We start from the raw sequence: 21,253 nt of genomic DNA, 5'->3' as shown, positions 1-21,253 counted from the left end.
AGCAGTGTGGCAAAAGAATATGATTTGGTCATTCTCGGCGGTGGAACCGGAGGGTACGTAGCAGCTATTCGTGCCTCTCAGTTAGGTCTATCGGTAGCGGTTGTGGAAAAAAATAAGTTAGGCGGCACATGCCTGCACGCAGGGTGTATCCCAAGCAAAGCTTTACTAAGAAGTGCAGAAGTCTATCAAACGGCTAAGAAAAGCAGTGAATTTGGCGTAGAAACGTCCAATGTACTATTGAACTATGCTCGTGTACAAGAACGAAAGTCAGAAATTGTTTCACAGTTACATAATGGTGTCAAACAGCTAATGAAAAAAGGTAAAATTGACGTATATGAAGGAATTGGACGTATTTTAGGACCTTCTATTTTTTCTCCTATGCCAGGAACCATCTCCGTTGAATTAAAAAGCGGTGAAGAAAACGAAATGCTTATTCCAAAGAATGTAATTGTCGCAACAGGGTCTCGTCCTAGAACATTACCTGGTTTAACAATCGATGGAGAGAAAGTAATCACTTCAGATGAAGCATTAAAGATGGAAACACTTCCTGCTTCTATTATTATTGTGGGAGGCGGCGTCATTGGAATTGAATGGGCGTCAATGCTCACAGATTTTGATGTTGATGTAACGGTTGTTGAATACAGCGATCGAATTTTACCAACAGAAGATCAAGATATCTCTCGTGAAATGACGAAGCTTTTAAAAGCAAAAGGAGTTACCATTATTACTTCTGCTAAAGTAATGGCTGATACACTGTCTGTTGGTGGTCAGGTGAAAATTTCTGCTCAAGTAGGAGACGATATGCAAGAATATGAAGCAGAAAAGCTGCTTGTATCTGTAGGGCGTCAAGCGAATGTCGAAGGAATTGGTCTCGAGAATACCGATATTGTAGTAGAAAACGGTGTGATTGCCACAAATGATTTTTATCAAACGAAAGAATCTCATATCTACGCAATTGGAGATGTGATTGGCGGACTGCAGCTTGCACATGTAGCTTCTCACGAAGGAATCGTAGCTGTTGAGCATTTACACGGTGACAAGCCTTTGAAGATTGATTACACAACAATTTCTAAATGCGTATACAGCAGCCCGGAGGCAGCAAGTGTAGGATTAACAGAACAAGAAGCAAAACAGCAAGGATTTCAGCTGAAGGTTGGAAAGTTTCCGTTTAAGGCCGTTGGAAAAGCTCTTGTATATGGAGAGGCAGAGGGATTTGTTAAAATTATTGCCGATGCCGACACAAATGATGTTCTTGGTGTGCATATGATTGGACCTCACGTGACGGATATGATTTCTGAAGCGGGTCTTGCAAAGGTATTGGATGCTACACCATGGGAAATTGCTCATACCATTCATCCTCATCCTAGCCTTTCAGAAGCGATGGGAGAAGCTTCATTAGCTGTAGATGGAAAAGCGATTCATTTTTGATGATTAAAGGAGGTTTAAACATGACAAAAAACCGTCATGAATCATTAGGATTAACTGATGAACAAGTACTTGAAATGTACCGCACTATGCTGCTTGCACGAAAAATTGATGAGCGTATGTGGCTATTAAACCGTGCAGGGAAGGTGCCTTTTGTTATTTCATGTCAAGGTCAAGAAGCCGCTCAAGTTGGCGCAGCTTTTGCCTTAAACAGAGAGAATGATTACATATTACCTTATTACCGCGATCTGGGTGTTGTGCTGGCATTTGGAATGACTGCGCGCGATTTAATGCTTTCTGGGTTTGCTAAAGCAGAAGATCCAAACTCAGGAGGTCGTCAAATGCCAGGTCACTTTGGCCATAAGGAAAAGCGAATTGTAACAGGATCTTCTCCCGTTACAACACAGGTGCCTCATGCAGTAGGAATCGCTTTAGCAGGACGATTGGAGAAAAAAGACTTAGTCACGTTTGTTACGTTTGGAGAAGGATCTTCTAACCAAGGAGACTTCCACGAAGGCGCGAACTTTGCAGGTGTTCATAAGCTTCCTGTTATCTTTATGTGTGAAAATAACAAGTATGCGATTTCTGTTCCGGTTGAAAAGCAGCTAGGGTGCGCAAAAGTATCTGATCGTGCGATTGGATATGGTATGCCAGGCTACACAATTGATGGAAACGATGTCCTTGAAGTATATCGAGTGGTAAAAGAAGCAAGAGATCGTGCATCCAGAGGAGAAGGGCCTACTCTTATTGAAACTGTTTCAGAGCGTTTGACTGCCCATTCAAGTGATGACGATGATCGTGCATATCGCGGCGCAGAAGAATTGTCTGAAGCTAAAAAGAGTGATCCGCTTGCGTACTTTGCGACTTATTTAAAAGAGGTTAACGTGTTAACCGATGAACGAGAAAAACAAATGCTTGATGATATTATGAACATCGTTAATGATGCAACAGATTATGCTGAAAACGCTCCTTATGCAGAAGCGGAATCGGCTTTAAAATACGTGTACGGTGAGTAAGGAGGAGAACATATGCCGGTTATTTCATATATTGATGCAGTAACAATGGCCATTCGTGAAGAAATGGAAAGAGATTCCCGCGTGTTTGTATTAGGAGAAGACGTAGGAAAAAAAGGCGGCGTATTTAAAGCAACCAACGGACTGTACGAACAGTTCGGGGAAGAAAGAGTTATTGACACACCTCTTGCAGAGTCTGCTATTGCAGGCGTAGGAATCGGAGCGGCAATGTACGGCATGCGTCCGATTGCGGAAATGCAATTTGCTGATTTTATTATGCCTGCAGTCAATCAAATCGTGTCAGAAGCAGCGAAAATTCGCTATCGTTCTAATAATGATTGGAGTTGTCCAATTACAATTCGAGCTCCGTACGGCGGTGGAGTTCACGGTGCTCTTTATCATTCTCAATCTGTTGAAGCACTGTTTGCCAATACGCCAGGGTTAAAGATTGTGATGCCTTCTACGCCTTATGACGTAAAAGGATTATTAAAAGCAGCTATTCGTGATGATGATCCAGTTCTTTTCTTTGAGCATAAGCGTGCGTACCGTTTGATTAAAGGAGAAGTCCCTGAAGATGATTATGTACTTCCGATTGGCAAAGCAGATGTAAAGAGAGAAGGAGACGACATCACGGTTATTACATATGGTCTTTGTGTACACTTTGCTCTTCAAGCTGCTGAAAAGCTAGAAGCAGACGGTATTTCAGCACACATCTTAGATTTAAGAACGGTCTATCCACTTGATAAAGAAGCTATTATAGAAGCAGCATCTAAAACAGGTAAGGTCCTGCTTTTAACGGAAGACAACAAAGAAGGCAGCATTATGAGCGAAGTAGCAGCTATTATTGCTGAACACTGCTTATTTGATTTAGATGCGCCAATTCAGCGTCTTGCTGGCCCCGATGTTCCAGCTATGCCGTATGCACCAACAATGGAAAAATATTTTATGGTGAATCCAGATAAAGTAGAAAAAGCAATGAGAGAATTAGCTCAATTTTAAAAGGAGTTGTATCAATTGGCTATTGAAAAAATTACGATGCCGCAGCTCGGTGAAAGTGTAACAGAAGGTACAATTAGCAAATGGCTCGTTTCTGTTGGAGATCACGTAAATAAGTACGACCCGTTAGCTGAAGTCATGACGGATAAAGTAAATGCTGAAGTGCCTTCTTCTTTTAGTGGAACAATTAAAGAGTTAATTGCAGGTGAAGATGATACTTTACCCGTGGGAGAAGTGATTTGTTTAATTGAAGTAGAAGGAACTGTACCTCAAAAAGAACAGAAAACGTCTGATAAGACTGTAGAAGAATCAGCGCCAAAAACAGCGGACAGTCAATCCAATAAAAGCCGATACTCTCCAGCTGTTATGCGTCTGTCACAAGAACATAATATTAATTTAGATACCGTGACAGGAACAGGAGCGGGCGGCCGCATTACGAGAAAAGATATTTTAGCTGTTATCGAAAAAGGCGGAGCTGCTGAAGTGAAAGAAACACCTGCATCAACAGTTCAGCCAGAAGCACCCGTAGCGGCAGCTGCTCCAAAAACGAAGCAACCCGCGCCGGTTGTGTCTGCAGCCGGAGATCAAGAAATCCCTGTTTCAGGCGTGCGTAAAGCTATTGCAGCAAATATGCTTCGCAGTAAACACGAAATTCCGCATGCATGGACAATGGTTGAAGTTGATGTAACGAACTTAGTTTCTTATCGTGATGCATTAAAGACGGAGTTCAAACAAAAAGAAGGTTTTAACTTAACTTATTTTGCGTTCTTCGTAAAAGCAGTGGCTCAGGCTTTAAAAGAATTCCCTCAAATGAATTCAATGTGGGCAGGAGACCGTATTGTTCAGAAAAAAGATATTAATGTATCTATTGCTGTTGCAACAGACGATGCTTTATTTGTGCCGGTTATTAAACAAGCCGATGAAAAGACAATCAAAGGCATTGCGCGTGAAATTACAGAGCTTGCGCAAAAAGTTCGTACGGGTTCATTGAAGTCTGAAGACATGCAGGGCGGAACGTTTACTGTTAACAACACAGGCTCATTTGGTTCCGTGCAATCAATGGGGATTATTAATTACCCGCAAGCGGCTATTTTACAAGTAGAATCTATTGTAAAACGTCCGGTTATTATTGATAACATGATTGCTGTTCGAGATATGGTTAACTTATGTTTATCACTTGATCACCGCGTGTTGGACGGCTTGGTGTGCGGCAGGTTCTTGGCAAGAGTTAAAGAGATTTTAGAATCTACGTCTAAAGAGAATACGTCCGTCTATTAAAAAAAGCAAATGGAGCTTTCTCCATTTGCTTTTTTATTTTGAAGCAATGATTGAACAATTTGTAAAAGATGTATTAAAATAAAAGAAGAATCATCAAACTTCAAAGTGTAATCATCTAGTTCTAGCAGGCAGCTATTAACTGTAAAGGGGCATGGAAATGAAAACAAATACATTATCATTTCATGAATTTACACGTACACCTAAAGAAGATTGGGCACAGGAAGTTAGCAAAAACACCGCGCTCCGCTCAAAAGAAACGTTAGAAAACATCTTTTTGAAACCGCTTTATTTTGAAAGTGATACGGCACATTTAGACTACTTGCAGCAGAGTCCGGCGGGAATAGATTGTTTAAGAGGAGCCGGTAAAGAATCATACATATTAGGGGAATCGGAAATCACCCAAAAAATCGACTTACCTTCTATTAAAGAAAGCAATAAACTTCTTTTACACAGTTTGAGAAATGGACAAAATACGGCCGCTTTTACGTGCAGTGAAGCAATGAGGCAAGGAAAAGACGTTGATGAAGCAACTGAAGCTGAAGTAGCCTCAGGCGCTACAATTTCTACTTTAGAGGATGTTGCTCATTTGTTTCAGCATGTAGCTCTTGAAGCTGTGCCTTTATTTTTAAATACGGGATGTACATCCGTTCCACTTCTTTCGTTTCTAAAAGCATACTGTGTTGATCATAACTTTGATATGAGACAGCTAACAGGTACGGTTGGAATGGATCCGCTCGGCACTCTTGCTGAATACGGGAGAGTTCCACTTTCTACTCGAGATTTATACGATCATTTAGCTTACGCAACGCGTTTGGCTCATAGTAATGTTCCAGAGCTCAAAACGATCATTGTATCAAGCATTCCTTACCATAACAGCGGTGCAAACGCTGTTCAAGAACTAGCTTATATGCTTGCTACAGGAGTGCAGTATATTGATGAATGCATGAAACGCGGTCTGTCCTTACATCAAGTTTTACCTCACATGACCTTTTCTTTTTCAGTTAGCTCACATTTATTTATGGAAATATCAAAACTTCGTGCTTTTCGCATGCTTTGGGCAAATGTAGTTCGTGCTTTTGATGACACGGCCGTTTCAGTGCCGTTTATTCATACGGAAACGTCACGTCTTACACAGTCTAAAGAAGATATGTATACAAATGCATTAAGGAGCACGGTTCAAGCGTTTGCTTCTATTGTAGGAGGAGCGGATAGTCTGCATATTGAACCATATGATTCCGTTACATCCTCATCTTCTCAGTTCGCTCATCGCCTTTCCCGTAATACTCACTTAATTTTGCAGCACGAAACACATATATCAAAAGTAATGGATCCTGCCGGAGGCTCTTGGTACGTTGAAGCTTACACACATGAATTAATGACAAAAGCTTGGGAGTTATTTGGCAACATTGAAGACCACGGCGGAATGGAAGAAGCTTTAAAACAAGGGCGAATTCAAGATGAAGTTGAACAAATGAGAGTAAAAAGACAAGGAGATATAGAGTGCCGAATTGAGCGCTTGATCGGAGTCACACACTATGCTCCTAAGCAACACGCTGCATCTGAAGAGATAAAAAGCACTCTGTCTAAAAAAGAAGAAAGAAAAATGAATAAATACAGTGACCAGAACACTTCGGAATTTTCATCAAATCTTTCGCTAGAGGACTATACAAAGCTAGCATCTAAAGGGGTAACAGCAGGGTGGATGCTAAAACAAATGGCGAAGCAGTCACAGCCAGACAGTGTTGTGCCGCTCACTAAGTGGAGAGCAGCAGAGAAGTTTGAAAAAATACGGGTTTATACAAAGGGAATGAGCATTGGCATTATGGAGCTCGCCGATCCTAGCAGCCATAAAAAAGCTGAGATTGCCCGGTCTTTATTTGAAAGCGCAGGCTTTGCGTGTGAAACAATTAAAAACATAGATTCCTACGTCGAGATAGCAGATTGGATGAATGAACAAAAGCACGAAGCATATGTAATCTGTGGAAGTGATGAACTCGTGGAAAAGCTCTTAACAAAAGCGATGACTTATTTTGAGGAAGATTCCGTTTATGTGTACGTAGTAGGGGAAGAACACGTATCACGCAAAACGCAGTGGCAGCAAAAAGGTGTAATGAGCGTCATACATCCTAAGACAAATGTTATTCAATGCGTTAAGAAGTTATTATGTGCTTTGGAGGTAGAAGTTCATGTATAAAAAGCCTTCTTTTTCTAATATTCCATTATCATTTTCAAAGCAGCAAAGGGAAGAGGACGTGGCTCAAAGTTCATTCACTGCTTTTCAAACAAATGAACAAATTGAATTAAAATCATTATATACAAAAACAGACAGAGATGACCTCGACTTTATTCACTTTGCACCTGGTATTCCACCGTTTGTGAGAGGACCGTATGCAACGATGTATGTGAATCGGCCTTGGACGATTAGACAGTATGCAGGATACTCAACGGCGGAGGAAAGCAATGCCTTTTACCGCCGAAACCTAGCTGCTGGACAGAAAGGGCTGTCTGTTGCTTTTGACCTCGCTACCCACCGCGGCTATGACTCTGATCATCCAAGAGTTGTTGGAGATGTAGGGAAAGCAGGAGTGGCAATTGATTCAATGATTGATATGAAGCAGCTGTTTGAAGGGATTCCGCTTGATCAAATGTCCGTGTCGATGACGATGAACGGGGCGGTTCTTCCTATTTTAGCTTTCTACATCGTAACAGCTGAAGAACAAGGAGTAAAAAAAGAAAAGCTGGCTGGAACGATTCAAAACGATATTTTAAAAGAATATATGGTGCGCAATACGTATATTTATCCTCCTGAAATGTCCATGCGAATCATTGCGGATATTTTTAAATATACAGCGGAGCATATGCCGAAATTTAACAGTATTAGTATATCAGGCTATCATATGCAAGAAGCAGGCGCTCCAGCAGACTTAGAGCTTGCTTATACGCTTGCAGATGGACTTGAATATGTACGAACCGGCTTGAAAGCAGGAATTTCAATTGACGCGTTTGCACCGAGACTATCCTTTTTCTGGGCAATTGGAATGAACTACTTTATGGAAGTAGCGAAAATGAGAGCGGGGAGGCTGCTGTGGGCAAAACTCATGAAACAGTTTGAGCCGGACAACCCTAAATCACTCGCTCTTAGAACGCATTCTCAAACGTCCGGATGGAGCTTAACCGAGCAGGATCCATTTAATAATGTTATTAGAACATGCGTCGAAGCTCTGGCTGCAGTGTCAGGACATACGCAATCGCTTCATACAAACGCACTGGATGAAGCGATTGCTCTTCCGACTGATTTTTCAGCTAGAATTGCTCGAAATACGCAGCTTTATTTGCAAAATGAAACGGAGATTTGTTCCGTCATTGACCCTTGGGGAGGCTCTTATTATGTGGAATCATTAACGAATGAATTAATGATAAAAGCGTGGAAGCACCTTGAAGAAATAGAGCAGCTCGGCGGAATGACAAAAGCAATAGAAGCAGGCGTACCTAAAATGAAGATAGAAGAAGCTGCTGCGCGCAGACAAGCAAGAATAGACTCGCAGGTAGAAATTATTGTAGGTGTGAATCAGTTTCAGCCGGAGCAAGAAGAACCGCTTGATATTCTTGATATTGATAACACAGCAGTTCGAATGAAGCAGCTGGAAAAGCTAAAGAAAATACGCAGTGAACGTAACGAACAAGCGGTACTCGAAGCGCTTAATCGACTGACCACTTGTGCCAAAACAGGCGAAGGGAATCTCCTTGCTTTTGCGGTTGAAGCTGCAAGAGCTAGAGCTACACTAGGTGAAATTTCAGAAGCCATTGAGAAAGTGGCTGGAAGACATCAGGCTACTTCTAAGTCAGTCAGCGGGGTATACAGTGCGGAGTTTGCGCATCGAGATCAAATCGAAGAAGTTCGAAAGCTCACGGCTGAATTTTTAGAGGAAGAAGGAAGACGCCCAAGGATTTTAGTGGCGAAAATGGGGCAAGACGGTCATGACAGAGGATCAAAAGTGATTTCAACAGCCTTTGCTGACCTTGGATTTGATGTGGATATTGGCCCTTTATTTCAAACGCCTGAAGAGACAGCAAGACAAGCTGTAGAAAACGACGTACATGTGATTGGGATAAGCTCTTTGGCAGCCGGGCATAAAACGTTACTGCCGCAGCTTGTTGATGAGTTAAAGAAATTAGAGCGCGACGATATCGTTGTTATTGTCGGAGGCGTTATTCCTAAACAAGACTACTCATTTCTTTTAGAGCACGGCGCTTCTGCAATCTTTGGACCTGGAACAGTAATCCCAAAAGCGGCCGTTTCCGTCTTACATGAAATAAAGAAACGGTTAGAAGAATAGTTGGTGAAGACAATTGGTGAAATTAAAAACGGTACAAGATTATAAACAAGGGCTGCTTGAAGGGAAAAGAACAGCGTTAGCTCAAGCCATTACTTTAATTGAAAGTAAAGCGCCGAAGCATAAAGCAATAGCACAACAGCTGATTAAAGAAATCTATCCCCATACGGGGCATTCAGTGCGCATTGGTTTTACTGGCGTACCAGGAGCAGGAAAAAGTACGCTGATTGACAAATTTGGATCGTATCTATGCAAAAATGGCCATTCCGTTGCAGTTTTAGCAGTCGATCCAAGCAGTACCTTGTCTGGAGGAAGTATTTTAGGAGATAAAACCAGAATGGAGCTGCTTGCCAAACAAGAGAACGCTTTTGTCCGTCCTTCACCTTCTCAAGGAACGCTTGGAGGTGTTCATCTTAAAACGAGAGAAGCCATTTTTCTTTGTGAAGCGGCTGGGTATAACATCATATTTGTCGAAACGATGGGTGTTGGCCAAGGTGAAATGATTGTAAAAGAGATGGTAGACTTCTTTGTTTTGCTTGCTTTAACCGGAGCAGGAGATGATTTGCAAGGAATTAAAAAAGGGCTGCTTGAATGGGTTAATTTAATTTGTGTAAATAAAGCAGACGGGGATAACCGGCTAAAAGCAGAAGTGACTGCAAAAGAATACAAAAGTGTCATCGGTTTTCTTCACGGTCATTCCGGAGGGTGGAAACCACAGGTCATCACAACTTCTGCTTATGAAGAAGCGTCGTTTCAACATTTATGGCAGATAATTTGTGACTATAAGGAATGGATGAATAAAAAAGATCTGTTTTATGCAGTAAGACAAAAGCAAATGAAGGCATGGTTACAAGCAAGTGTTAATGAATATTTACAAGAATCATTTTATGAACATCCTTTAGTTAAGCAAACATTAGGGGATGTTGAAAAACAAATGATGACCGGAGATGCCACAATGGCTGAAGCTCTCCAACACTTGATTAAAATCTATCAGCAGGCGATGAAAGAAATGTAAAAAAGGATCCTGCATTTTATGCGGATCCTTCTACACTAGGGAGTTAAGAGTATGGTTTTCTAGCTGTAAAAACAGTATCACCATTTCTTTTCTTGTTTAATCTTGATTACCAAGAAAAAATGAGTCAAAGCAATCGCCTTTTTAGTTTTCGTTTGCTATGATAAAGGATAGATAGCAAAAGGGAGGTATGAAAATGAATATCGATTTTAACTTGTTTATGAACGACGTTGTTCGTCAGGCCCGTAAAGAAATTACAGCTGCTGGTTATACAGAATTAACGACGGCTGAAGCGGTAGATGAAACGTTTAAACAGCCTGGCACAACGCTTGTAATGGTGAATTCAGTTTGCGGTTGTGCAGGAGGTATTGCAAGACCTGCTGCAGCGCACGCTGTACATTATGATAAACGTCCAACAAACTTGGTTACAGTATTTGCTGGGCAAGATAAAGAAGCAACTGCGCGTGCACGCGAATACTTTGAAGGTTATCCGCCTTCATCTCCATCTTTCGCTTTATTAAAAGACGGAAAAATTATCACAATGGTAGAGCGTCACGAAATTGAAGGCCATGAGCCAATGTCAGTTGTGATGAAGCTGCAAGAAGCGTTCGAACAGAACTGTGAAGAAGTGTAAGAGAGAAGCCGTTTTGAACGGCTTCTTTTTTTATGCATTTTTTTATCCGTCTGTATGCAGGCTTTCTAATGAGTGGAAAATGTTGAGAAAAGGTATTTTCAAATAGTGAAACTTATATTTAAAAAAGATATTGCATATTTATAATGTTGTGTTAAAATACATTTATATGAATATATATTTAAATTTCGACATTTACTTGCAATAGTAAAAAACTTATTTCATAATATTATTAATTTTTAAAAAATAATGTAAGGAATAAACTAGGGGGAACGAAGATGAAATTGAAAAAGTGGTTATCGGTAACGGCAATTGGTCTCTTAACAGCAGGCGTTTTAGCTGCATGCGGAGCAGGAGAAGGAACGTCTAATGGCGGAGCAAGCAGCGACGACAAAGATAAAAAAGTACTTGTAATGGGAACATCAGCAGATTACCCACCATTTGAATATATTGATACGGCAAAAGGTGATAGTGAAGCAATCGGATTTGACGTAGATTTAGCAAAAACAATCGGTAAAAAGTTAGGCTATGACGTGCAGGTAAAGGATATGGAATTTGGCGGATTAATTCCAGCTTTACAATCTAACAAAGTCGATTTAGTTTTAGCCGGTATGACGCCAACTGAAAAGCGTAAAAAGAACGTGGACTTCTCAGACGTATACTATGAAGCAAAAAACATGATTGTATCGAAGAAAGATGCGCCAATTAAAAACGCAGAAGAACTAAAAGGAAAAACAGTCGGTGTACAAACTTCTTCTATTCAAGCAGACGAAGCAAAAGAAATTGCAAAAGAAGTTGACGGAGTAAATGTAACAACGCGTGACCGTATTCCAGAACTAATTCAAGAAATGAAATCAAATCGTATCGATGCAGCGATTATTGAAGATACAGTAGCTAAAGGGTATGTGAACAAAGACAAAAGCTTGCAAATGTCTGATACAGGACGTCCCGATTCAAGTAAAGGATCAGCAATCGCATTTCCTAAAGACAGCAAGCTAACGAATGACTTTAACCGTGAATTAAAGAAAATGAAAGAAAACGGTGAATTGGATAAATTAATCGTTAAGTGGTTTGACGACCAAAAATAAGAATGATAGTTAGAGAGGAATGGAACTAGGCATGAATTTGGATTTTTCGCAAATCGTGCCTTCTATGCCTTATATTTTAAAAGGGATAGGGGTAACGATACAGATAGTCCTAGCTTCAGCAATTTTAGGGTTTGTGCTGGGAGTTATTTTATCTTTATGTAAAATCAGCCGCAATAAACCTCTTCAATGGTTTGCGGATGCATATACGTCCGTGTTTCGCGGAACACCGCTTGTACTGCAATTATTATTAATATACTTTGGATTACCTCAGCTGCTCGGGTTTGATATTGCCCCGTTTCCAGCGGCCGTTGCTGCGTTCGGGCTAAACTCTGCAGCATATATATCTGAAATTATTCGCGCTGGTATTTTAGCTGTTGATAAAGGACAGCGTGAAGCGGCATTAGCGTTAGGAATTCCTTATCGCCGCATGATGGGACAAATTATTTTGCCACAGGCACTTAAAAATATTTTACCTGCTTTGATGAATGAGTTCATTACATTAACAAAGGAATCAGCTATCGTTACAGTTATTGGAGCACTCGACATTATGCGACGTGCTTACATTGTAGGTGGAGAAAAATTCGCCTACCTTGAACCGTTAATTTTTGCAGGGTTGATTTATTATGTAATGGTAATGGGCTTAACGCTCCTTGGTAAAGCAGTCGAGAGGAGAATGAGAAAAGGTGATTAACGTTGAAAATTTACACAAATCATTTGGTAAGAATGACGTTTTAAAAGGTATTTCAACTACGATTAAGGAAAAAGAAGTCGTAGCTGTTATTGGCCCTTCTGGTTCTGGTAAATCTACTTTTTTACGCTGTATGAACCTGCTTGAAGAACCGACGAGCGGATTAGTTTCCATTAACGGTCAAGTGATTACAGATAAAAAAACAAACATTATGCGTGTGCGTGAAAATGTAGGAATGGTATTTCAGCATTTTCACTTGTTTCCACATATGACAGTGCTTGAAAATTTGACGTATGCTCCGATGACGGTAAAAGGCGTGTCAAGAGAAACGGCTGTTGCTAAAGGCAAAGAATTACTCCAAAAAGTTGGACTTGCTCAAAAAGCCAACGAGTTTCCAAGTCGCTTATCGGGCGGTCAAAAGCAGCGTGTAGCTATTGCAAGAGCATTGGCAATGGAGCCGAAAGTAATGCTGTTTGACGAACCAACATCAGCATTGGATCCAGAGATGGTAAAAGAAGTGCTAGATGTAATGAAGTCGCTAACAGAAACAGGAATGACGATGGTCATTGTAACGCATGAAATGGGATTTGCACGAGAAGTAGCGGATCGTGTGCTGTTTTTAGACGGCGGTGTGCTTGTTGAAGATGCGCCTCCGGCCGAATTTTTCTCAGCCCCTAAAAGCAAGCGTGCTAAAGATTTCTTAGAAAAGATTTTATAATAAAAAAAGTGCAGGAAGAGTACGATCTTTTCTGCACTTTTTTTATTGAAATTTATAAAGTACAGCAAGATTTAAGGTTGTGTTATTTTTCTATTCGTGTTAATAAAGAATAGAGTATTTTATCACACTAAAAAGAAACCAACATGTAGGAGTCTAGAAAATGAAATTTAAAATTGGGTACCGGACAATTAAAACGGCCGTCGGTACATCACTGGCTATTATTATAGCTCAGTTCTTTCACCTCGAGTTTTTTGTATCAGCTGGAATTATCACCATTTTGTGCATTCAAAATTCAAAGAAAAAATCGCTGCGAAGCGCAAGCGATCGTTTTATTGCTTGTTCTTTATCCATTCTGTTTTCGTTTATATTCTTTGAAGGGATTGCTTATCATCCACTTGTTATAGGACTGATGCTGCTTTTGTTTATCCCGGTTACGGTGATATTCAAAGTTAATGCAGGCATTGTTACAAGCTCCGTTATTTTGCTTCATATTTACTCCAAAGGCAATATGACGTGGGGAATCGTCTTTAATGAACTTGGCTTAATTGTAATTGGGATAGGGGTTGCCCTGCTTGTGAATTTATATATGCCAAGTTTAGATCAAGAGCTTCGCACGTATCAGCAAGAAATTGAAGAAAATTTCCGATCGATGTTAAAAGAAATTGCCCTGTATCTCAGAACCAATGACAGCAGCTGGGACGGTAAGGAAATTGCAGATACGGTAAAAATTTTAGAAAAAGCAAAAAGCCTTGCGTTTCGTGATGTAGAAAATCATTTTGTGCGTGGGGAAAATTATTATTACCGCTATTTTAAAATTCGTGAAAAACAGCTTGAAATTATTGAGCGTACGCTTCCTCTCATTACCGCTATTGATTTGGTGGTAGAACAGCGCTACATGATTGCCGATTTCATTGAAGAATTAAGTCTATCCATCCACCCCGGTAATACAGCAAAATTATTTTTAGCCAAACTTCAGCATTTACGAGAAGCGTTTGCAGAGATGCCGCTTCCCAAAACGCGGGAAGAGTTTGAAGCGCGTGCCGATTTACTGCACGTAGTCAAAGAAATTGAACAATATTTGGTTATTAAACAAACCTTAAAAATAAGTTAAACAGCATGCATGTTGTGTATCTTGCTTACGAACACTAAATAAGACAAGAGATGTCTCTCTTGTCTTTTACTTAGGACTAACGTAAGGTGGTGGATTACGTGCATGTGTTTGCTTTTATCCTTTTACTACTATCTCCGGTTTGGCCATTAGGAGAAAATCCGTTGCCAAATGATCCTTATATTATTATTAATAAACAAAGCAATGAGCTTGCTTACATTCAAAATAAAGAAATTAAACAAATTATTAAAGTAGCAACGGGGAAAACAGTTAATCTGACGCCCGAAGGGGAGTTCACGGTAACAGTAAAAGCTGTTAATCCTTATTATCGGAGAAGTAACATTGAAGGAGGCGCTCCTCAAAATCCTCTAGGTGTAAGGTGGATTGGGTTTGATGCAAGAGAGACTGACGGACGTATTTATGGCATTCACGGTACAAATCAGCCGGATTCCATCGGTAAATATGTATCGAATGGCTGTATTCGCGTAGAAAATCGTGAAGTAAGCCATTTATACGATCAAGTCCCGTTAGGTACAAAAGTATGGATTGTATCTACAGATCAATCTTTTGAAGAGTTAGCCGCTCAAAAAGGCATTGTGAATATACAGCAAAAGACTGGTGACTAGTCACCAGTCTTTTTTATATGTTTGCATTGCACAAAGAAACAGCAGTGCATCTATGTTTTTAGTCATCAGTCTCGATTAAAACCACATCGCAAGTCCCGCTAGAAGCGTAGATATTAACATGACAAGAAGCATTAAAAACACAATGGTTTTTTGGATTTTCTTATTAGACATACAACCAAAGTCCTCCTACACGTTTTTTTCTTATTTTACATGTCTTCCGCTGCTTAGACAAGCAACTTTCTGTACATACGCGAGCAGGAGATTTCTTTTGTTTTCAAGAATATGTGTAAATGAAAACGCTTTTTTAAAGAGGTGAGAAAGTGATAAAAGGAATTGATCACATAGGAGTAGCTGTAAAATCAATTGAAGGCAGCCTCCCTTTTTACGAAAAGGTATTAGGACTGTCTCTATTAAAAGTAGAAAAAGTAGAAGAACAAGGAGTAAAAGTGGCTTTTATTCAGTGCGGCAACGTAAAAATTGAATTATTAGAGCCGCTCTTTGAAGACAGTGCAGTCGGTGCGTTCATCAAAAAGAGAGGTGAAGGTCTTCACCATGTTGCTTTAGGTGTACGTACGATTGAAGAACGGATTAACGAGTTAAAAGAAAAAGGTGTACAAATGATTGACGATGTTCCGCGAAAAGGCGCAGGGGAAGCATCCATTGCTTTTTTGCATCCTAAGTCAGCAAACGGTGTTCTTTATGAGCTCTGTGAAAAAACACTAGAGGAGGAGAAGAAGCATGGTTGACATTTATGATAAATTAAATGAATTGTACGATAAGCGCCGGAAAATCGAGTTAGGCGGTGGAGACGAAAAAATTGAAAAACAGCACCATAAAGGGAAGCTAACGGCACGTGAACGAATCGAAATTCTTTTGGATGAACATACATTTGTCGAGTTAAATCCGTTTATTGAGCATCGGTGTGCTGACTTCAGTATGAATAATCAAGTAGGACCAGGAGACGGGGTAGTAACAGGCTACGGCAAGATAAACGGTCGCTCAGTCTATTTGTTTTCGCAAGATTTTACGGTATTTGGAGGCGCGTTAGGTGAGATGCATGCTAAAAAAATTGCGCACGTAATGGATTTAGCGGCTAAAACAGGCGTGCCGTTTATTGGTTTAAATGACTCAGGCGGGGCTCGTATTCAAGAGGGCGTCATGTCTCTTGATGGATACGGTCATATTTTTTATCGAAACGCCATTTATTCAGGTGTTATGCCTCAAATATCTGTTATTATGGGTCCTTGTGCAGGCGGAGCCGTGTACTCACCGGCGATTACGGACTTTGTTTTTATGGTAGAAGAAACAAGTCAAATGTTCATTACCGGACCAAAAGTAATTGAAACCGTAACGGGGGAAAGCATTTCCTCTGAAAATCTTGGAGGAGCAGCTGTTCATAACGAAATTAGCGGTAACGCCCATTTCAGAGGTTCAACAGAACAAGAGGTACTAGAACAAGTACGAACGCTCTTAAGCTATCTTCCGCAGTCTAGTCAAGAGCAGCCTCCTTTAGCTTCAGAGGCACAGAGTGATCATTACCGTCCGGATTTATTAGACGTTGTCCCGTTTGATGCCGTGCGTCCTTACGATGTGCGTCAAGTCATTCACCAAGTAGTGGACGAGCACTCCTTTTTTGAAGTGCAAAAAGACTTTGCCAGAAATATTGTCATTGGTTTTGCCCGCATAGATGGAAAAGTTGTCGGACTTGTGTGTAACCAGCCTAAAGTAATGGCAGGCAGTTTAGATATTAACTCCTCAGATAAAGCAGCAAGGTTTATTCGGTTTTGCGATTCATTTAATATCCCACTTATTACATTTGAAGATGTTACAGGTTTTTTCCCAGGTATCAAGCAGGAACATGGCGGAATTATACGACATGGTGCTAAAATTTTATATGCATACTCCGAAGCTACCGTTCCGAAAATCACGGTGATCTTGCGAAAGGCGTACGGAGGTGCGTATGTAGCTTTAAATAGTAAATCGATTGGAGCCGACCTTGTGTATTCGTGGCCGAATGCAGAAATTGCTGTTATGGGTCCTCAAGGTGCTGCAAATATTATCTTTGCAAACGACATTCGAGGTAGCGAAAACCCAGATGAAACAAGACACGAAAAAATTGAGCAGTATCGCGAGAAATTTGCTAATCCTTACGTAGCGGCAAGCGCTGGAATGGTCGATGATGTGATTGATCCTCGGGAAACACGAATAAAATTAATACAAGCGCTTGAAATGTTGCACAATAAAAAGGAAGAGCGTCCAGCAAAGAAACATGGTAACATACCATTGTAGGTTATTTTTGGAGGGATTACATATTATGATTAATGAACAACGAATCGTTGATTTATTTATTGAATTAGTACAAGTAGACTCAGAAACAAAGCATGAAGAAAAAATCGCTGTTGTACTAAAAGAAAAATTTACCGCATTAGGCGTCGAAGTAGTAGAAGATGATGCCAAAGAAAAAACAGGCCACGGAGCCAACAACTTAATCTGCACACTGCCAGCTACAAAAGAAGGCGTAGACACAATCTACTTTACTTCTCATATGGATACAGTCGTACCTGGAAATGGTATTAAACCATCTATTGAAGATGGCTATATTAAAAGTGACGGCACGACAATTCTTGGAGCGGATGATAAAGCAGGCTTAGCAGCAATGCTAGAAGCAATCACCGTATTAAAAGAAGAAAAAATCGCGCACGGCAAAATTGAATTTATTATTACAGTAGGAGAAGAATCTGGCTTAGTGGGTGCTAAAGCTCTTGATTCTAGTCTTGTAACGGCAAAATTCGGCTATGCTTTAGATAGCGATGGCAAAGTGGGAGACATTATTGTTGCTGCGCCGACGCAAGCAAAAGTAAATGCAACAATTTATGGAAAAACAGCTCATGCGGGTGTAGCTCCTGAACGAGGCGTTTCTGCTATTACGATTGCTTCAAGAGCCATTTCTAAAATGCCGCTTGGACGTATTGATGAAGAGACTACAGCGAATATTGGACGTTTTGAAGGTGGAACGCAAACGAATATCGTGTGTGACCGCGTCGATATTTTAGCAGAAGCTCGTTCATTAATTCCAGAAAAAATGGAAGCACAAGTAGCGAAAATGAAAGAAGCGTTTGAAACAGCTGCACAAGAAATGGGCGGACGTGCAGAAGTTGATATTAAAGTGATGTATCCAGGCTTTAAATTTGGCGATGGAGATCATGTTGTCGAAGTTGCTAAAAAAGCCGTGGCTAATATCGATCGTCCTTCACGCCTGCTTCAAAGCGGAGGCGGAAGCGATGCAAATGTAATCGCAGGCTTTGATATCCCAACAGTAAATTTAGCAGTTGGTTATGAAGACATTCATACAACCAATGAAAAAATTCCGGTAGAAGAACTGGTGAAGACATCTGAACTAGTAGTGTCGATTATTAAAGAAGTAGCAAAATAATAGTTGAAGCCTTGCTTTTATATAAAAGCAAGGCTTTTTACATAGTGAATAGTAAATAGTCTGAATTTTTTAACATAATGTATAATGAAGAAAAGACGGTCGTTTTGTACAATAAAGTTAGTAATACATTTTACAAAGTAGAAGTTGAAAATAACGTATATAAAAAATATGTAAGCGCTTTCAATTTAAGTTTTATCAACAGATATTCTTGGGAGGTTGATGCAATGCGATCACCGGAAAGTTTGCAGTCCATCATTCAAAACTTTAATGAAGTAGAAAAAGGGTTGTCCAATAGAGAAGCAGTCGAAGAATCTAATCGATGTTTGTACTGTTATGATGCACCCTGTATTCAGGCATGCCCTACAGGAATTGACATCCCGACGTTTATTAAAAAAATTGCATCGGGCAATTTAAAGGGCTCTGCCGAAACGATTATGTCTTCGAATCCAGTAGGAGCAAGCTGTTCGAGAGTCTGTCCAACCGATGAACTATGTGAAGGAGCGTGTGTGCTAAACCATTCAACCAAACCAATTATGATTGGAGATTTGCAGCGCTACGCAACGGATTGGGCTATTCAAAATGAACAGGTGCTGTTTGAGAAAGGAAAAGCCAACGGCAAAAAGGTAGCGATTGTTGGGGGAGGTCCGGCTGGTCTCTCTGCAGCAAGAGAACTGGCCCGATTCGGGTACGACGTAACCATTTTTGAAGCGGAAAAACAAGCAGGAGGGTTAAATACATATGGAATCGTGTCGTTCCGTCTTCCTCAAGCGATTTCATTCTGGGAAGTTGAACAAGTAAAAAGCTTAGATGTAAAAATTAAAACAAACGTAAGAATTGGAGAAGATATTCTTCCAAGCGAATTACTGCAGTCATATGACGCGGTTGTATTAGCTATTGGTATGAGTAAGGTGCCTTCTCTACATGTTGAAGGTGAAGAGCTAGACGGTGTGTATGATGCGATTGATTTTGTGAAAAAAACGAAGTCAAAAGCGCTATCAACAGAATTTGTTGGTAAGCGTGTAGCCGTCATTGGTGCGGGAAATACTGCGATTGATGGTGCTACGTGTTCCGTGCGCTTAGGAGCTGAAAATGTTCAAATTTTATACCGTCGTACAAGAGAAGAAATGACGGCATATGATTTTGAATTTGAATTTGCGAAACAAGATGGTGTTGAATTCCGCTGGTTAACGGCTCCTATACGAATTATTGGAGATGAAAATGGTAAGGTGAGCGGAATTGAATGTGTAAAAATGACCCTAACAGATCCAGATGCAGACGGCCGCAGGAAGCCTGTTCCGGTTGAAGGTTCAACGTTTACCATTCCAGTGGATGCTGTTGTTAAAGCAATTGGTCAAGAACGTTACCTGTCCTTGATTCAACAATTCCAGCTGAACCATGAAGACGGAGTTGTCTTAATCAATCAAGAGACGTTCCAAACATCAAATCCAAAAGTATTTGCTTGCGGAGACGTCATTTTTGGTAAAGGACAAGGAGAAGCAATGGTTGTGACCGCTGCTCAGCAAGGAAAACAAACGGCGTTAAATATTCATATGCAGTTAACAAAAGAAACAATGGAAACAGCTTAAAATCAGGAGGAGGAGAAATCTATGGCAGATTTAACAACAAATTTAGCAGGTATTCAATCACCAAATCCGTTTTGGCTGGCATCCGCACCGCCAACCAATTCAGGTTATCAAGTGCAGCGTGCATTTGAAGCAGGATGGGGAGGCGCAGTTTGGAAAACGCTTGGTGATCCGATTTTAAATGTTTCCTCTCGATTTGCTGCCGTTGGCTTCAACGGTCAGCGCGTAGCCGGCTTTAACAATATTGAGCTAATCACTGATCGTCCGCTTGAAGTTAATTTGAAGGAAATCTATGAAACGAAAAAGAAGTTTCCTAACCACGCAATTATTGCCTCTCTTATGGTAGAGCCTCAGCAAGAAAAATGGCATGAGATTGTCAAAAAAGTAGAAGATGTAGGAGTAGATGGATTAGAGCTGAACTTTGGCTGTCCGCATGGAATGGCAGAACGAGGGATGGGTGCTGCCTCTGGGCAAGTCCCTGATTTAGTTGAAAAACAAACGTATTGGGCCAAAGAAGTAGCCCAAACGCCGGTCATTGTTAAGCTAACCCCAAATATCACAGATATTACCGTTACAGCAGAAGCAGCGGTTCGAGGTGGTGCCGACGCTGTTAGTATGATTAACACCATTAATAGTTTAGCAGGAGTAGACATTCATTCATGGAATACAATTCCACACGTAGCGGGAAAAGGCGCTCACGGAGGCTATTGCGGCCCGGCTGTTAAGCCGATTGCATTAAACATGGTTGCTGAATGTGCAAGAAGTCCGTTTATTAACGTTCCAATATCTGGTATGGGAGGCGTTTCGAACTGGCAAGAAGCAGTGGAATTTATGCTCATGGGTGCTACAGGTGTGCAAGTATGTACAGCTGCTATGCATCACGGATTCCGCATTGTAGAGGATATGATTCAAGGTCTCAACTATTACTTGGATGAAAGAGGAATCGAAAAAGTAAGCGATATTGTAGGGAAAGCCGTTTCAAAATATTCCGACTGGGGCAACTTAGATCTCAATTATAAAGTAGTGGCTCGCATCGACCCTGATACGTGTATTAACTGCAATAAGTGTCATATTTCTTGTGAAGATACTTCTCACCAATGTATTGATATGTTGAAAGATCCTTCAGGGAAACCTTATTTAAAAGTACGAGAAGAAGATTGTGTAGGCTGTAATTTATGTTCGATTGTATGTCCTGTGGACGGAGCTATATCCATGGTTGAATTACCAAATGAACAACCGCCAATGACGTGGAATGAACGCCAAGCTGCTTTACAAGCGACGGCTGCACAGCGATTGGACGTATAAATACAAAGGGGATGA

The 21,253-nt window shown here is 40.6% G+C and carries 19 protein-coding genes; 18 read left to right on the top strand and 1 reads right to left on the bottom strand.

The annotated features are described in order from the left end of the window. The first annotated feature begins 6 nt into the window (after positions 1-6). The 13 genes from lpdA to ACRPLY_RS21815 all read left to right on the top strand — a co-directional run bounded on the left by lpdA (position 7) and on the right by ACRPLY_RS21815 (position 14,917). Complete coding sequence (lpdA, locus tag ACRPLY_RS21875; RefSeq protein ID WP_028411580.1) at positions 7-1,428, top strand: dihydrolipoyl dehydrogenase; 1,422 nt, start codon at positions 7-9, stop codon at positions 1,426-1,428. A gap of 20 nt (positions 1,429-1,448) precedes the next feature. Further along, the gene (locus ACRPLY_RS21870) at positions 1,449-2,441 is read left to right on the top strand and encodes a thiamine pyrophosphate-dependent dehydrogenase E1 component subunit alpha (RefSeq protein WP_013084976.1); all 993 of its coding nucleotides are present in this window, start codon (positions 1,449-1,451) and stop codon (positions 2,439-2,441) included. A gap of 12 nt (positions 2,442-2,453) precedes the next feature. Further along, positions 2,454-3,437: an alpha-ketoacid dehydrogenase subunit beta gene (locus tag ACRPLY_RS21865; RefSeq protein WP_013084975.1), complete on the top strand. Its 984-nt coding sequence runs from the start codon at positions 2,454-2,456 to the stop codon at positions 3,435-3,437. Positions 3,438-3,452: 15 nt separating this feature from the next. Further along, the gene (locus ACRPLY_RS21860) at positions 3,453-4,712 is read left to right on the top strand and encodes a dihydrolipoamide acetyltransferase family protein (protein WP_033579716.1); all 1,260 of its coding nucleotides are present in this window, start codon (positions 3,453-3,455) and stop codon (positions 4,710-4,712) included. A gap of 157 nt (positions 4,713-4,869) precedes the next feature. Continuing rightward, the gene (locus ACRPLY_RS21855) at positions 4,870-6,906 is read left to right on the top strand and encodes a methylmalonyl-CoA mutase family protein (protein ID WP_367076852.1); all 2,037 of its coding nucleotides are present in this window, start codon (positions 4,870-4,872) and stop codon (positions 6,904-6,906) included. After that, positions 6,899-9,049 carry a methylmalonyl-CoA mutase gene (gene scpA, locus ACRPLY_RS21850; RefSeq protein ID WP_165635153.1) on the top strand — a complete coding sequence of 717 codons (2,151 nt, stop codon included), beginning with the start codon at positions 6,899-6,901 and terminating at the stop codon, positions 9,047-9,049. Before ACRPLY_RS21855 ends, scpA begins: the two co-directional genes overlap by 8 nt. A 16-nt stretch (positions 9,050-9,065) precedes the next feature. Beyond that, on the top strand, positions 9,066-10,061 hold the full coding sequence (meaB, locus tag ACRPLY_RS21845; RefSeq protein WP_033579718.1) for a methylmalonyl Co-A mutase-associated GTPase MeaB: 996 nt from the start codon (positions 9,066-9,068) through the stop codon (positions 10,059-10,061). A 193-nt stretch (positions 10,062-10,254) separates the two neighbouring features. Further along, positions 10,255-10,692 (top strand): BrxA/BrxB family bacilliredoxin, encoded by a 438-nt coding sequence (locus ACRPLY_RS21840; protein WP_028411575.1) that lies wholly within the window; start codon positions 10,255-10,257, stop codon positions 10,690-10,692. Between the two features lie 281 nt (positions 10,693-10,973). After that, entirely contained in the window at positions 10,974-11,777 is an 804-nt protein-coding gene (locus ACRPLY_RS21835) for a transporter substrate-binding domain-containing protein (protein WP_026106695.1), read from the top strand. 31 nt (positions 11,778-11,808) lie between these two features. Beyond that, positions 11,809-12,468 carry an amino acid ABC transporter permease gene (locus ACRPLY_RS21830; protein ID WP_013059114.1) on the top strand — a complete coding sequence of 220 codons (660 nt, stop codon included), beginning with the start codon at positions 11,809-11,811 and terminating at the stop codon, positions 12,466-12,468. Further along, a complete protein-coding gene (locus ACRPLY_RS21825; protein WP_028411574.1) occupies positions 12,461-13,183 on the top strand; it encodes an amino acid ABC transporter ATP-binding protein in 723 nt (240 codons plus the stop codon). The genes ACRPLY_RS21830 and ACRPLY_RS21825 overlap by 8 nt, the downstream gene beginning before the upstream one ends. Before the next feature lie 160 nt (positions 13,184-13,343). Further along, complete coding sequence (locus ACRPLY_RS21820) at positions 13,344-14,294, top strand: aromatic acid exporter family protein (protein ID WP_013059112.1); 951 nt, start codon at positions 13,344-13,346, stop codon at positions 14,292-14,294. A gap of 98 nt (positions 14,295-14,392) precedes the next feature. Next, positions 14,393-14,917 carry a L,D-transpeptidase gene (locus ACRPLY_RS21815; protein WP_014458269.1) on the top strand — a complete coding sequence of 175 codons (525 nt, stop codon included), beginning with the start codon at positions 14,393-14,395 and terminating at the stop codon, positions 14,915-14,917. A gap of 75 nt (positions 14,918-14,992) precedes the next feature. Here the strand turns inward: ACRPLY_RS21815 and prli42 are convergent, their stop codons facing one another. Next, positions 14,993-15,088: a stressosome-associated protein Prli42 gene (prli42, locus tag ACRPLY_RS21810; protein ID WP_149917156.1), complete on the bottom strand. Its 96-nt coding sequence runs from the start codon at positions 15,086-15,088 to the stop codon at positions 14,993-14,995. 149 nt (positions 15,089-15,237) lie between these two features. On the opposite strand from prli42, the gene mce reads away from it, so the two are divergent. The 5 genes from mce (at position 15,238) to preA (ending at position 21,238) form a co-directional block, all read left to right on the top strand. Then, on the top strand, positions 15,238-15,663 hold the full coding sequence (gene mce / locus ACRPLY_RS21805) for a methylmalonyl-CoA epimerase (protein ID WP_080754463.1): 426 nt from the start codon (positions 15,238-15,240) through the stop codon (positions 15,661-15,663). Then, entirely contained in the window at positions 15,656-17,206 is a 1,551-nt protein-coding gene (locus tag ACRPLY_RS21800) for an acyl-CoA carboxylase subunit beta (RefSeq protein WP_033579719.1), read from the top strand. The genes mce and ACRPLY_RS21800 overlap by 8 nt, the downstream gene beginning before the upstream one ends. Positions 17,207-17,231: 25 nt before the next feature. Then, the gene (locus ACRPLY_RS21795) at positions 17,232-18,350 is read left to right on the top strand and encodes a tripeptidase T (protein WP_033579720.1); all 1,119 of its coding nucleotides are present in this window, start codon (positions 17,232-17,234) and stop codon (positions 18,348-18,350) included. Between the two features lie 224 nt (positions 18,351-18,574). Next, positions 18,575-19,936, top strand: a complete 1,362-nt coding sequence (locus ACRPLY_RS21790) for an NAD(P)-dependent oxidoreductase (RefSeq protein WP_034270985.1) — start codon at positions 18,575-18,577, stop codon at positions 19,934-19,936. A gap of 21 nt (positions 19,937-19,957) precedes the next feature. Then, complete coding sequence (preA, locus tag ACRPLY_RS21785) at positions 19,958-21,238, top strand: NAD-dependent dihydropyrimidine dehydrogenase subunit PreA (protein WP_028411570.1); 1,281 nt, start codon at positions 19,958-19,960, stop codon at positions 21,236-21,238. The last annotated feature ends 15 nt before the right edge of the window (positions 21,239-21,253 follow it).

The organism is Priestia sp. TGN 0903 (assembly GCF_050846855.1).
In the GTDB taxonomy this organism is placed as follows: Bacteria; Bacillota; Bacilli; order Bacillales; family Bacillaceae_H; genus Priestia; species Priestia zanthoxyli.
Note: the sequence above shows the minus strand (reverse complement) of the source record. Positions and strands in the feature narration are given on the sequence as shown.